This is a genomic window from Aquimarina sp. BL5, assembly GCF_003443675.1.
Taxonomy (GTDB): Bacteria; Bacteroidota; Bacteroidia; order Flavobacteriales; family Flavobacteriaceae; genus Aquimarina.
This window is the reverse complement of record NZ_CP031963.1, coordinates 571,823-585,418: the sequence shown is the minus strand read 5'-3', so window position 1 is coordinate 585,418 and position 13,596 is coordinate 571,823. Positions and strand designations below refer to the sequence as shown.

Here is a 13,596-nt window from a genome sequence, read left to right as displayed (position 1 = left end):
TTGCAAATTTAATCAAATTATTTTAATACGCAACTTTTTGGTTGCTTGTTTAGATGTATTTGAACAGAACAATCCTGTGGAATTCTTATTTTAGTTCTAATCTAGGCTATTGGTATAATACCATTTAGCTATAGTATTTTCGGCTGGTTTAAACCTTGGAGAAAAATCTAAATTCGTGGGTGCATTTTTCATATTTGATTGGATATTCCATTGCCAAATATATGTTCCAGCAAACCAATCTTTATCCCATAATGTTTCATAAAGTGCTTGATATGCTATTTGCTGGGTCTTATCAGATTTTTGTTTGGATAAAATACTTAGCGCTGAACCCCATTCCCAAGGTTCGATAGTGGCCGATGCTTCGCTTTTATATCCTATTTCAGTAAACAATATTGGTTTTTCATGTTTTTTTGATAATGCTTCTAACATTTCCACGTGTGCATTCCAACCATTTTTTACCGTATTTATATCAGGATTCGAAGTTTCGGTTAATGGAAAGTAAGCTTGGATTCCTATATAATCAAGTTCGTCCCAAAAATCGATTAATTCATACTCTCCATCCCAATTTGCTGCATACGTGAGTTTTCCTTTATAGATAATTTTAATTTCTTTGATTAGAGTTTTCCATTTTTCCGGCTGAGCTATTAGAGAACTTTTTAATTCAGTGCCTATACAAAGTAGCTCTACATTGGTTTTGGCAGCCATGGTTGTATAATGGATCATATTTTTACGGTATGAATCAAACCAGATATCCCAATCAGAAGAAGTGGATTGTTTTAGGTTAGATCTCCATCCAGAACTGAGCCAAAGATGCGGTTTTAACATTATATGAATATTTCTACCCTTAAGTTCTGTAATTCTATTTATATATACACTGTCTCTTCTAGACCATTGACCAACCTTTTTTGGTGTTCTCATTTTTAAAGTTTCCTCATCTTCCTGATCAAAAAATGGCACTATCGCTACCCATTCTGTATTAGATCTAACTAGATCATCAATAGCAGCTTTATTATTATCATTATAATTCCATCCAAATACAGTCATTCCACGATGTTTTCCATCAATTCCATATAAATTCTTAGAGATGCCACTATTGTTTTCTACAGATGGAATCCAATCATACTGGAAGTCTTCTGAACTATTTTTGATGATAATGAATTTAAACATTCCAAATAGAACTAAGGCAGGAGTAAACAACCTTAAAGAAAAACGCTTTATCATCACGCTAAAACCTTTCTTTTTTTGTATTCGAACAAAATATCTAAAAATTAGAAATAATAAATACAGTATTATAAATAAGACATGAATAGCAAAAACAAATTTCAGTCTCGTTAATGTTTTTCCAAAATATTGTAAAGATTCTAAAAAAGTAAGACCAGCTGATACTGCACCTATAATAAAAAGGATTAAGCTCATTAACCAGGCGAGTATATATATTTTAAAAGCTGTGAAAAGTTTATTTTTCATATATCGAATCACCACCTAAATATGTTAGAATAAAAATGCATCCTAATCTTACGTAGAATTTAGATGAATATTAGTTTTTAAATGTAAATAAAATATAAACTTTTCATAAATAAGACATTAAAAGTCTAATTAACCCGTATTTTAAATATAATCAGTATCAATACAAAACCGAAGGTATATGAGATTACACAATAAATTTCTGGTATTATTAATTTTGATTGGAATTAATTCAGGACATGCTCAATACAAAGAGAACGATTGGGTAGAAAGAGATACTTGGATGAAGGTGTCGGAGATATTTGAGATAGCAGAAATCAAACAAGGCAGTAATGTTGCAGATATAGGTTGTCATGAAGGGTATTTATCAATTCATATAGCCAAGGAAGTTGGAAAATCAGGAAAAGTTTTTGCAGTCGATGTCAGAAAAGATAGATTAGAGAAACTAGATGAACATCTGGAAAAACGAAACATTAAAAATGTAAAAACTATTTTAGGGGATTATGATAATCCAAAATTACCTGATAGTTCCTTAGACGTTGTGGTAATTTTGGATACTTATCATGAAATGGATGATTATGAAAAAATATTAGCACACGTCAAAAAGGCTTTGAAACCAAAAGGCAACATTGTACTCATAGAGAAATTTAAGGAACATATGCTCAATAAATCAAGAGATGAGCAAATGGAGGCTCATACATTAGCTATGCATTATGTGAAAGAAGAATTAGAAACAGCTGGGTTTATAATAAAAACAGAAATTGAAGACTTTGGGAGATGGAAAAAAGAAGAAGATAAACGAATATGGATCTTAGTAGGGACAAAGAAGGAATAAATATTAGAATTCTTTATTTTTTGAATACATTGGATTTACAATGAAAATTAGAAAAATCATTTATTTAACTTCTCGGAATGTTCACCAAATTTATTAGAAAAAAGAGTTTGTTAACATAGTAATTTTATGGAAATTTACAACTCTGTTGCATTAGATTTCCTCTATCTTTGTAAGCGAAATGAAGTTTTTTACAATCATATTATCTGTTTTTGTACTAGGCCTGGAACTTGTACCTTGTTCCGACGCATTTAATTCAGAACATAAAGAAGAGCTATCGTGTAATGATGAGCAGGATCATTCTCATGATACAGATGACTCTTGTACTTCAATATGTATATGTGCTTGCTGTGGTGTAACAATTACATATGAGTTGCTAAAGCAGTTTAATGTAGAAGTAAGAACTGATATCATTTCTAAAGATGATTGTATCTATCAATCAGACTATACTTTTTATTTCTTTCCTAATATATGGCAACCACCTCAATTAATTAGCTAGGAACTTGGTTGGCTTATGCGTAATTAGCCATAGATCAAATTTGGAGAATTAAAAAAACTAAAATTTAGAATGAAAAATATATTATGGAGCATAATGCTCTCTATAGTACTATGTGCATATGCTAGTGCACAAACAAGTACATTAAAAATGAAGGTACTATCAGAATCAAATAGCGAACCCCTTATTGGAGCTACTATCTATTCAGCGCAAATAGAAAAAGGATCCGTGACAGATCTTGATGGTATGGCAACTATTAATGAAATTCCGTCAGGAACTTATGATTTTATTATTTCGTTTTTAGGTTTTGAATCAGTTCAAAAATCAATAAAGATTCCTTATACAGAAGTATTGGTTATAAAATTAAAAGAAGGAGAGTCTTTAGAAGAAATAGTTCTACAGTCCAATCGAAGTACCAGAACTTTTAAAAGAATACCAACTAGAATTGAGTTTATTGGAGGAGAAGAGTTAGGAGAGAAAAATGCTATGAATGCTACTAATATTTCTATGGTACTAAGAGAAAGTACGGGAATACAGATGCAGCAAACATCCTTAAGTAGTGGAAATTCAAATATTAGAATTCAGGGATTAGATGGACGATATACGCAACTGTTAAGAGATGGATTTCCTCTGTATGGAGGATTTTCTAGCGGTTTGAGTATTATGCAGATACCACCTTTGGATATAAAACAATTCGAAATTATAAAAGGAAGCTCCTCTACACTTTATGGAGGAGGTGCTATTGCGGGACTGGTGAATATAATCTCGAAAACTCCAGAAGAAGAGCCTGACTTAGATATTATGCTTACACAAACACACGCATTGGGTACTACAGCTAATGTTTTTTATAGTAAGCGAAACAATAAGTTTGGTGTTTCATTATATGGATCAGGTTATTATCAAAAGGAATACGATCCAGAAGATGATGGGTTTAGTAATTTACCAAGAACAAAATCTGTATCGATAAATCCCAAAATATTTTATTACCCATCAGAAGAAACCACGGTTTGGTTTGGTGTTAATGGAACCTATGATGATAGGATAGGAGGTGATACGAATGGAATTGAAAATAATGATAATAATCTCTATACAGAAGAGAATATATCAAAAAGAATAAGCACACAAGCCATTTACACTATTAAAATAGACTCTTTAAAGTCGCTAAATATAAAGAATAGTTTTGCTTATTTTAATCGAAACCTTACTGTTCCAAGCCTTAATTTTAAAGGAAATCAGTTCAATTCATTTACAGAAATATCCTATGATAAGAAGGGAGTGAGATCCGATTGGATTTTAGGCGCAAACTTATACACAGTAGATTTTGATGAAGAATCCTCTACTTTAGATCGTGATCAAAGTGATATAACGGCTGGATTGTTTATTAATAACATCTTCGATATTACTGAAAATTGGATAATAGAAACAGGTTTTAGAGCAGATTATGCAAAAGATTGGGGATTTTTTCCTTTACCGAAAATATCGCTTCTCTTCAAAACAAACAATTCCTTTTCAAGTAGGATAGGAGGTGGATTAGGGTATAAAATTCCAGATATTTTCACCGAAGAAGCTGAATTTATTAATTTTAATAATGTATTGGCTATCGATAAGGATGTTTTAGATGTAGAACGTTCTTATGGAGTAAATTTAGATTTTAATTATGAAACGTATCTGACTGATGAAATTGAATTCTCTATTAATCAGTTGTTTTATACTACAGTAATTTATGATGGCTTATTATTGATCGATACTACTACTGGTTTTTTTGAGTTTGAAAATGCTCAAGATGATATCGTAAGTAAAGGTGCCGAGACTAACATCAAGTTTGCTTATAAAGATTTTAGGTGGTTTCTTAATTATGCATTTATAGATACACGTTTAAACTATCTAAATGGTAATCCACAAAAGCCTTTAACGGCTAGACATAACGCCGGTAGTGTGGTGATGTATGAGAATAAAAAATGGAGAATAGGGTATGAAACTTACTATACAGGAAAGCAGTTACTTACTAATGGAACAGAAACTACAGATTTTATTAGTATGGGGTTATTAGGTATGCGTAATTTTAGTTGGGGTACTATCTTTGTTAATTTTGAAAATTTCACGGATCGTAGACAAAGTAGATTTTCACCATTGGTATTACCTCCAACCAATGATCCTACATTTACAGAGATTTATGCTCCAACAGATGGTTTTATCTTTAGTGCAGGTATTATTATTAAACCTTTTGGATAAAAAGAACACCATTAACCGACATAATCAGGGATTAGGCTATTCCAAAAGTAGAGTGTCATTGTCAAACTGAGCTTGTCGAAGTTTTAACTTACAGATTTTCAAAATATCTTCGACAAGTTTACAGTTCTTGTAACTAATCTAAATTTTTGTTATAGCGAAATTATATGGAAATGTAAATAATTATGAATTACCGTTATTGATTATTTCAAGTCTATAGCCAACACCATGGACATTTACAATTTTTACTTCTGAATCTTTACCGAGTTTTTTTCGTAATTTAGAAATAAACATATCTAAACTTCTTCCCACAACAACGCCATTGTCCTCCCATACCTGCTTGATAAGCTGTTCTCTTTTAACAATCTGATTAGGACGCTGTGCAAAAATAGCGAGTAGTTCACTTTCTTTAGCCGTCAATGAAATTTCAGTTTGATCTTTGTTTAATCTTTGTTGATCTGGAGAAAATATAAGTGTACCAAGAACAATTTGGTTTGATGAAACTATTGATTTTTTTTCTCTACGTTTCTTTTGGAGTAGCGTAGAACTAATAATCAAAATAATAAGCAATACTAATAAAGAAAAGGTGTACATATTACCCATTGTGTTATATAAAGAATGAGTTTCTTCTTTTAGCATAATAATCTGAATGGTATAACAATTTGTGGGAAGTTTTCTACCTAAGCATGAAATTTCATTTTCTTTTATGGGTCCTAATATTTCATAACTATAGGATACTTCTTTTGTATTGCAATGAATCACTTCTGTAATATAATTGTCTGGGAGGCTTGCTTTTTTTAATTCAACATCAATAATTGCTACCAAATCTTCTGGATCAATTGCTAATTCTTGCTGAAAAGATAACTCAAATTTATAATCAGAAATCTCTTTTATCGGTAGTACCAAAGATGTGGAATCATTATTCTTTAATAACAACTTATTTCCAACAGCTCTTAGGGCTACTTTAATCTTTTCCGCATAGAACAAATCTTCTTTTGGAGAAAAGCTGTGAATCGTCATTATACTCATCAATAAGATGACAACTGTTACTAGTATTTTGAATTTATTCTTCACGTAAAAAATGTTTCTTATTTACAAATAACGAAAAATTTACAATTGCTATACACTTTTTTACAATTGATTTAGCATTGTAGAATAAGCCTTGGATTACTTTCGTCTCAACTAAAAATTTAAAGTATTATAATCGATGAAAACTAATGTAAGAATTCAACTTAATAAATTGAATATCAATATTGTTAAAATATATGTAAGCTTGTTTTCGCTTATGGCATTTTCAGGGTGTTCAAATAAAACTGACTTTACTAGTACAGCGTCAGGGCTTCAATATAAAATAGTAAAATCTGGTTCAGGCCAAGCAGTTGTTAAAGGTCAAGAGGTTCTTATTCATGAGACCACAAAATACACTAATGACTTTATAGTATATACTTCTAGAGATAGAGCTGAACCACTCAAAATACTCGTCGGGGGTAATCAAGTTATAGATGGTGTTGATGAGGGATTGCTAGGAATGCAAAAAGGAGAGATTAGAAAACTGATAGTTCCGCCTTCACTAAGTAAAAGAATGGGAGATATGACATTCCCACATCCAGATTCTACACTACTATACGATATAGAGCTAATAGATATCGTAAAAAAGAAAACAATTTCTGAAGTAAAAAGAGGTAATGCTTTAAAAATTGATACCGAAAAAAGCATTCTTAAATGGGAAGGGTTCAATAAACTTCATACAGCTGGACATTATGGAACTATTGCTTTTAATAGTGGAGCATTTTATAAAAAGGAAGATAAACTTATTGGAGGTGAATTCATAATAGACATGAATACTATTATAAATACAGATGGTGAATACAGTCAGTCTTTAATTGATCATTTAAAAAATGAAGATTTTTTTGAAACGAATATATACCCAACATCATCACTTATAATAACAAGTATAAAATATACTGATGATTCTAATCTATCTTTAGTAGCTGACCTAAAGATTAAAGATGTGCAACAGCCTATAGAATTTGATGCTCATATATCTTATGTTGAGAAAAAAATGATTTTTGAATCAAAGTTCATAATAGACAGAACATGATGGAATATGTTTTACGGTTCTGGTAGTGTTTTTGATGGTTTAGCAGATAATTTGATATCGGATAAGATACATTTTGAAGTAACTATTATAGCGGAATAAGTAGCTGTAGAGAAGCATTTTTATTGATTTAACAACAGATAATAAAAAAATAATCTCATATTTTATGATAAAAATTCTGCAAAAATGCATAAAAGGAAGTAGTTTTGCAGCCCTAGAAATCAGAAAATATGTCGGATACCACTACAGGATTACAAGAAAAAAAAACGGGTAAGGATTTATATAGCTATCAAAAAGGAGCGATTAACAAAATTTTCAAAAGTTTTGAAGATGCTCGTGAAGATTATCATTTGTTATATCAATTGCCAACCGGTGGAGGGAAAACAGTTATTTTCTCAGAGATTGTAAGACAGTATCTTAAGCATCACAACAGAAAAGTGTTAGTGATGACGCATCGTATAGAGTTGTGTAAACAGACATCTACTATGCTTACTGGATTTGGAGTTGATAATAAAGTAGTAGATAGCAAAGCTAATTTAGATGATCAGGATAAATATAGCTGTTTTGTAGCGATGGTAGAAACTCTAAATAATCGACTGAATGAAGATAAATTAGATATTTCTGATATCGGCTTAGTGATTATTGATGAGGCTCATTATAACTCTTTTACTAAACTATTTAAATTTTTCGAAAAGTCTTTTATTTTAGGAGTTACGGCTACACCATTAAGCTCTAATATAAAATTACCAATGAAAGACAATTATGATGAATTAATTGTTGGTGAAACGATAGAGTCTTTAATTGAAAATGAGTTTTTAGCTCGTGCAGAAGTATTTGCATATAATATGGGATTAACATCTCTAGAAGTTGGTTCAAATGGAGATTATACAGTAAAATCTTCAGAAGATTTATATACCAATAGCAATATGCTTAGTCAGCTATTGCAAGCTTATGAAAAACATTCTAAAGGTAAGAAGACATTAATATTTAATAACGGTATTAATACTTCATTACACGTATATGATACTTTTAGATCTGCAGGATATCCAATTGCGCATCTAGACAATACGGCAACCAAAAAACAGAGGAAACAGATTCTTCAATGGTTTAAAGAAACCCCTGATGCTATTTTGACTTCTGTAAGTATTTTGACCACAGGATTTGATGAGCCGACAGTGGATACTATTATTCTGAATCGTGCAACAAAATCATTGACTTTGTATTATCAGATGATCGGTCGTGGGTCCCGAATACTGAAGAACAAATCTACATTTAACGTTATTGACCTAGGAAATAACTATCATCGCTTTGGGCCTTGGGGAGCAGATTTAGATTGGCAGAAAATATTCAATTCTCCGGATTATTATATGGACAAGCTCCTGAATGATGAGGATATTGAAAATAAATTCAGGCATGAAATGCCAGAAGAATTAAGAGCAGAATTTGCTAATTCTGAGGAAGTGTACTTTGATATCAAAGAGACCTATAAAGATTCTGTTAGAAAAGGGGAGTCTTCTAAAGTTGTTTTAGAACGATCAATAGCGCAGCACGCAAAGATTTGTATAGAAAACAGTGAAGATGTTTATGATGCTATAGCTTTAGCTAAGATGCTAGGAGATGATATTGATCATAGGATACAGAGTTATGCTAAATGTATAAGTAGAAGTACCTATAATTTTTTATCATGGTTAAAGGATGATTACAGAAAAAAACTGAATACTTATTTAAGAGAAAATTTTGATGCTAAATTCGAAGAAATTCATGGTAGGCCACCTGAATAAACAATGATCATCTATTTTTATTCTTTTGGGAATTTCCAGACTATAAATCGACTTTGTTTGTTTCCTTGAGACATCTCTACAACTCTATGAACGGCTTTTAGTTTATGAAGTTGTTTAAAAATTTTTGGTAAATTATCTTTTTTAGAAACTAAAGATGTAAACCAGCCTACCTGAGTTTTGTAATTTATACTTTGCTTGATCATTCTTTTGATAAACAGAGCTTCACCACCGTTACACCATAATTCATTAGCCTGTCCACCAAAATTTAATACTAAAGGTGTGGCTTTTGTGTCAATTGTAGACAGATTTTTTAATTTACGTATTGTACCTTTAGTGGCTTCTTTTTCTGAAGAATGAAAAGGAGGATTACACATAGAAAAATGATAATATTCATTAGGCTTAATAACACCTTCAAAAATGTTCGCATTATTCTCTTGATGTCTTATCTCAATGTTGTTTTTTAAACTAAACGTCAGATCTATATTAGCCTGAGCAGCAGTAACCGAAACGATATCGATATCTACACCGACCATTTTCCAATTATATATTTGAGATCCCAAAATTGGATAAATACAGTTAGCACCAACACCAATGTCTAACCCTTTTATTTGACTGCTAATACCATCTTCTTCTAATAGATCCGAAATATGATGGATATAATCAGCTCTTCCTGGGATAGGAGGACATAAATAGCCTTTTGGAATATCCCAGTCATCTAATCGATAATGATGCTTTAGGATAGCTTTATTAAGTTCTAATACAGCTTGATTGTCGGAAAAGTCAATACTTTTATTTCCATAAGAGTTTGTTACAACATATGACGATAATTCTTTATTAACTGTTGTTAAATCATCAAAATTATACGGAGTATTATGAATGTTTTCTTTGTGCAAAGTAATGCTTGAAATTAATAGTAGGTAAATATACTAATTATAGTCTCTTATGCAGGAGTGTAATAAAAGAGATATTACAGTAAAAAACGAACATTAAGATTATACACAAAAGAATTTTATCAGTGATTATTATTTCTTTTAGTTCTCCCATATTTAAGCGTTCATAAAATAATTTCTAGTTGAATAAACGAGAAAGTTATTCTGAATTGTTCCATAAATTTTATTGAGAGAGTTATTTAATTTGGAATAATTAATGGGTAATATGAACAAAATCTCGTGAATAAAAACAATAAAATGATTTTTATTCGATGAATTAAGTGTTTTTATTCGATGAAAAACTAATTAATAACGATAAAAGAACATTTTAAAAATACCTTTTCTGACTTTTTTGGGGATTTTTTATGTTAAAATAGTGTTAAAAAACTACATTTTTGTAGTATTTCTTATTGGTGATTAAGCAATAATAAAATTACGGTTAAACCATATATGAGTAAATACTCTTTTATTTTGTTAAATTCTTTTATTCCTTGTAAACACAATTACTTCTGGTTCAAAATACGCAATATTCCGTCTTTTTCTTTAACATTTTAATTTTGTTAAATATCTGATAAAAAGTGTTTTATGGTTTTATTGTAAAACCAAACATGGGGGAATATACCCCCTAAATTTATTCATATAATTTCTATCTTTGGATTGATCGATCGACACAATTATTGTTCACACAATATTATTCTAGGTAATTGTCAAAACGAATTGAGTTAATTATATAGTTAATAAAAAACTCTAACTGAAAGACAATTTAAACAGAATACATCTAGGAAGAATTTGCTTACAATTTAAATTAGCTCGTAAAAAGAACATTATTCATTTTGTTAGTACTGATAATCAGTCAAATGCTCACAAAATGTGAATGTACTAAAAGTAAGTAGTGAAAGTATTAATGATTAAAAATTCAACCGACCATGAAATTACTAAAAATATTATTTGTTCTATCGATTTTCTTTTCTTGTACAACTGAAGATGATTATGTTCCCTTTCAAATTGAGCAAGTATTTTCTGATACTTTAGAGAGAGTTATCAAAGTAGATATTATATATGTACAGCCATCTACAAGATCCAATCAGAAATCATATAATTTAGATGAAACTCATTTTATTGATAATCTGAATGGAAGTTTTTTTCACAGACATGGTATTGGGTTGGAAATGGGAGATGTAAAAACACTTATAAATGATGAGTTGTATGATTTAAGAGATAACAGAGGTACGGAGTCTAGTACTTTCTTACGCGAAACTCAGGATTCTTATAAAGAGGATAGACTTAGTATATATATAATTAAAAGAGCGCATACCGTTGCTATAGCAGGTATTGGTAAAGATCAACGTGCTCTTATTACGGATGAATTTTTATACGAAACCACTGCTCCTCATGAAATCGGACATGCGTTAGGGTTGTTTCATTATTCGGAAGAAGGAAATATTATGAGTCAGATTAGACCTTATCTAAGAAAAGATTTTACATTAAGACAAATTGATGTAATGAAGAGCCGTATAGATGAGATGAAATCTAACTAAAAAACCAAAGTTACCCCAGTCGAGTTGATATTTAATTGAATAAAAGAAAGTCTTAATTGTACTTTGTTAAAGTTCTTGTGTAGAAACAAGCTGCAATCTTTTTGCAGCTTGTTTTTTTTTATTATCAAAAATTTTTGGATGATCATTATATTATTTCGCCTACACGAGTAGGACTCAACTCATTGATTTCCTCATCACTATATATTCTTGATTTAATGATGAATCTAACTCCTAAGGGGATTTCTAAAGAAAAACTAGAACCACGACCTTTAACTACATCTATAGTTAATTGCGTATGTTTCCAGTATTCAAATTGATCCGCCGACATATAAAAGTCACAGTTATGGATTGTTCCTAGCCAAACATCTGTTTCATTAATCATCAATTCGCCTTTTTCAAAGCACATAGGAGACGATCCATCACAGCATCCTCCGCTTTGGTGGAACATCAATTCTCCATGTGTTGCTCTAAGGGTGTTTATAATTCCTTTGGCGGCTTCTGTAATCTTAACTCGTGATATCATATTTTAGCTTTATTTTTAGAAAAATCCAAGAGGCTTTTTATCATAAGAAATAAGCATATTTTTAGTCTGACGGTAATGGTTAAGCATCATTTTATGATTTTCTCTACCTATACCAGATTTCTTGTAGCCTCCGAAAGGGGCATGAGCTGGATATGTATGGTAACAATTTACCCAAACACGCCCAGCTTGCACAGCTCTGGATATCTGATAAGCTTGATGCATATCGCGAGTCCAAACACCTGCTCCTAAACCATACAAAGTGTCATTTGCTATTTCTATAGCTTCAGCTTCATCTTTAAAAGTTGTGACACAAGCAACTGGTCCAAATATTTCTTCCTGGAATACACGCATTTTGTTATTTCCTAACAATAAGGTAGGCTCAATGTAATATCCATTTTCTAGGCCTTCTACATAAGCAGCTTTACCACCAGACAATACTTCGCATCCTTCATCTTTACCAATATTTATATAGTGAAGTATTTTTTCATATTGATCGTTTGATGCTTGTGCTCCCATCATGGTTTCAGGATCTAATGGGTGTCCTAGTTGGATCGCTTCAGTACGCTCGATAATTCGCGCTATGAATCGTTCGTAAATACTCTCTTGTATTAATATTCTTGATGGACAAGTACATACTTCACCTTGATTAAGAGCAAATAATACAGCGCCTTCTATACATTTGTCAAAAAAATTATCATCCGCTTCCATGATACTCTCAAAAAAGATATTGGGAGATTTTCCTCCAAGTTCTAATGTAACAGGGGTAATATTTTTAGAAGCATACTGCATGATGAGTTGACCAGTTGTGGTCTCACCTGTAAAAGCTACTTTTTTAATCCTAGTGCTAGAAGCCAATGGTTTTCCGGCTTCAATTCCGAATCCATTCACTACATTAAGAACACCTTCAGGAAGTATTCCTTCAATTAATTCCATCAGGATCATAATTCCGACTGGAGTTTGTTCTGCAGGTTTTAGCACAATACAATTTCCAGCAGCGAGGGCAGGAGCAATCTTCCAAGTTGCCATTAAGATGGGGAAGTTCCATGGAATAATTTGACCAACAACACCTAAAGGTTCTAAAATGTTTATTGAAACTGTGTTGGAATCTAATTCGCTTGCTGATCCTTCTTCTGCACGAATTACACCAGCAAAATATCTAAAATGATCAACAGCTAACGGAATATCAGCTGCTAAGGTTTCTCGCAGAGCTTTTCCGTTGTCCCAGGTTTCAGCTCTTGCTAGTATATCTAGGTTATTTTCGATTACATCAGCAATTTTAAGTAAACAATTGCTTCGAAATGTTGCAGAGGAGTTGTTCCATTCAGGAGCGGCTTTCCATGCTGCATCAATTGCCAATTCAATATCTTCTGAAGTTGACCTAGCAATTTTGGTGAAGCTGGTTCCATCAACCGGAGAAATGTTGTCAAAATATTGACCTTTAACAGGAGCGGTCCATTTTCCACCGATGTAGTTGTTATATTGGTCTTTGAAGTCAGGTCTTCTTACCTTACCTTTTGGGGTTGGTCTTGCAATACTCATAGTAATAAAAGAATTAAAAAGTTTAAAAGAGTTGTTAGAATAGGAATTCTAGTGTTTTGCCAAGCAAAAAGATATAATATGCTGACAATAAAGGACGTACCCTTAAATATACTATATTTTAAAGGATTCTAAACAATGAAAATTGTTAATATTACTATTGCCTTTTT

At 31.5% G+C, this 13,596-nt stretch carries 11 protein-coding genes; 6 read left to right on the top strand and 5 right to left on the bottom strand.

The features are described from left to right. Positions 1-96 precede the first annotated feature (96 nt). A complete protein-coding gene (locus D1818_RS02690; RefSeq protein ID WP_118456148.1) occupies positions 97-1,416 on the bottom strand; it encodes a hypothetical protein in 1,320 nt (439 codons plus the stop codon). A 229-nt stretch (positions 1,417-1,645) separates the two neighbouring features. Here D1818_RS02690 and D1818_RS02685 point away from each other — a divergent pair, with 229 nt between their 5' ends. The 3 genes from D1818_RS02685 (at position 1,646) to D1818_RS02675 (ending at position 5,024) form a co-directional block, all read left to right on the top strand. Then, the gene (locus D1818_RS02685) at positions 1,646-2,299 is read left to right on the top strand and encodes a class I SAM-dependent methyltransferase (protein WP_118456146.1); all 654 of its coding nucleotides are present in this window, start codon (positions 1,646-1,648) and stop codon (positions 2,297-2,299) included. A gap of 178 nt (positions 2,300-2,477) precedes the next feature. Further along, positions 2,478-2,795 carry a DUF6660 family protein gene (locus tag D1818_RS02680; protein WP_118456144.1) on the top strand — a complete coding sequence of 106 codons (318 nt, stop codon included), beginning with the start codon at positions 2,478-2,480 and terminating at the stop codon, positions 2,793-2,795. A 69-nt stretch (positions 2,796-2,864) separates the two neighbouring features. Next, positions 2,865-5,024, top strand: coding sequence for a TonB-dependent receptor (locus tag D1818_RS02675; RefSeq protein ID WP_118456142.1), 2,160 nt, complete (start codon positions 2,865-2,867; stop codon positions 5,022-5,024). A 180-nt stretch (positions 5,025-5,204) separates the two neighbouring features. On the opposite strand, the gene D1818_RS02670 is transcribed toward D1818_RS02675, so the two are convergent. Next, the gene (locus D1818_RS02670; protein ID WP_147406236.1) at positions 5,205-6,095 is read right to left on the bottom strand and encodes a winged helix-turn-helix domain-containing protein; all 891 of its coding nucleotides are present in this window, start codon (positions 6,093-6,095) and stop codon (positions 5,205-5,207) included. Positions 6,096-6,228: 133 nt separating this feature from the next. On the opposite strand from D1818_RS02670, the gene D1818_RS02665 reads away from it, so the two are divergent. Continuing rightward, on the top strand, positions 6,229-7,122 hold the full coding sequence (locus D1818_RS02665; RefSeq protein ID WP_118456138.1) for an FKBP-type peptidyl-prolyl cis-trans isomerase: 894 nt from the start codon (positions 6,229-6,231) through the stop codon (positions 7,120-7,122). 227 nt (positions 7,123-7,349) lie between these two features. Next, on the top strand, positions 7,350-8,900 hold the full coding sequence (locus D1818_RS02660) for a DEAD/DEAH box helicase (protein ID WP_118456135.1): 1,551 nt from the start codon (positions 7,350-7,352) through the stop codon (positions 8,898-8,900). A gap of 17 nt (positions 8,901-8,917) precedes the next feature. On the opposite strand, the gene rlmF is transcribed toward D1818_RS02660, so the two are convergent. Next, positions 8,918-9,793, bottom strand: coding sequence for a 23S rRNA (adenine(1618)-N(6))-methyltransferase RlmF (gene rlmF, locus D1818_RS02655; RefSeq protein WP_118456133.1), 876 nt, complete (start codon positions 9,791-9,793; stop codon positions 8,918-8,920). Between the two features lie 962 nt (positions 9,794-10,755). Here rlmF and D1818_RS02650 point away from each other — a divergent pair. Beyond that, positions 10,756-11,367 (top strand): matrixin family metalloprotease, encoded by a 612-nt coding sequence (locus D1818_RS02650; protein WP_118456131.1) that lies wholly within the window; start codon positions 10,756-10,758, stop codon positions 11,365-11,367. Positions 11,368-11,512: 145 nt separating this feature from the next. On the opposite strand, the gene D1818_RS02645 is transcribed toward D1818_RS02650, so the two are convergent. Both D1818_RS02645 and D1818_RS02640 read right to left on the bottom strand, forming a co-directional pair. After that, a complete protein-coding gene (locus tag D1818_RS02645) occupies positions 11,513-11,890 on the bottom strand; it encodes a DUF779 domain-containing protein (RefSeq protein WP_118456129.1) in 378 nt (125 codons plus the stop codon). A 15-nt stretch (positions 11,891-11,905) separates the two neighbouring features. Then, positions 11,906-13,429 (bottom strand): aldehyde dehydrogenase family protein, encoded by a 1,524-nt coding sequence (locus D1818_RS02640; RefSeq protein WP_118456127.1) that lies wholly within the window; start codon positions 13,427-13,429, stop codon positions 11,906-11,908. Between the last annotated feature and the right edge of the window lie 167 nt (positions 13,430-13,596).

Bases quoted from the DNA above. Each gene is read 5' to 3' on its own strand.
- D1818_RS02650 (WP_118456131.1), top strand. From the start codon at position 10,756: ATGAAATTACTAAAAATATTATTTGTTCTATCGATTTTCTTTTCTTGT.
- D1818_RS02690 (WP_118456148.1), bottom strand. From the start codon at position 1,416: ATGAGCTTAATCCTTTTTATTATAGGTGCAGTATCAGCTGGTCTTACT.
- D1818_RS02645 (WP_118456129.1), bottom strand. From the start codon at position 11,890: ATGATATCACGAGTTAAGATTACAGAAGCCGCCAAAGGAATTATAAAC.
- D1818_RS02680 (WP_118456144.1), top strand. From the start codon at position 2,478: ATGAAGTTTTTTACAATCATATTATCTGTTTTTGTACTAGGCCTGGAA.
- D1818_RS02665 (WP_118456138.1), top strand. From the start codon at position 6,229: ATGAAAACTAATGTAAGAATTCAACTTAATAAATTGAATATCAATATT.
- D1818_RS02675 (WP_118456142.1), top strand. From the start codon at position 2,865: ATGAAAAATATATTATGGAGCATAATGCTCTCTATAGTACTATGTGCA.
- D1818_RS02640 (WP_118456127.1), bottom strand. From the start codon at position 13,429: ATGAGTATTGCAAGACCAACCCCAAAAGGTAAGGTAAGAAGACCTGAC.
- D1818_RS02685 (WP_118456146.1), top strand. From the start codon at position 1,646: ATGAGATTACACAATAAATTTCTGGTATTATTAATTTTGATTGGAATT.
- D1818_RS02660 (WP_118456135.1), top strand. From the start codon at position 7,350: ATGTCGGATACCACTACAGGATTACAAGAAAAAAAAACGGGTAAGGAT.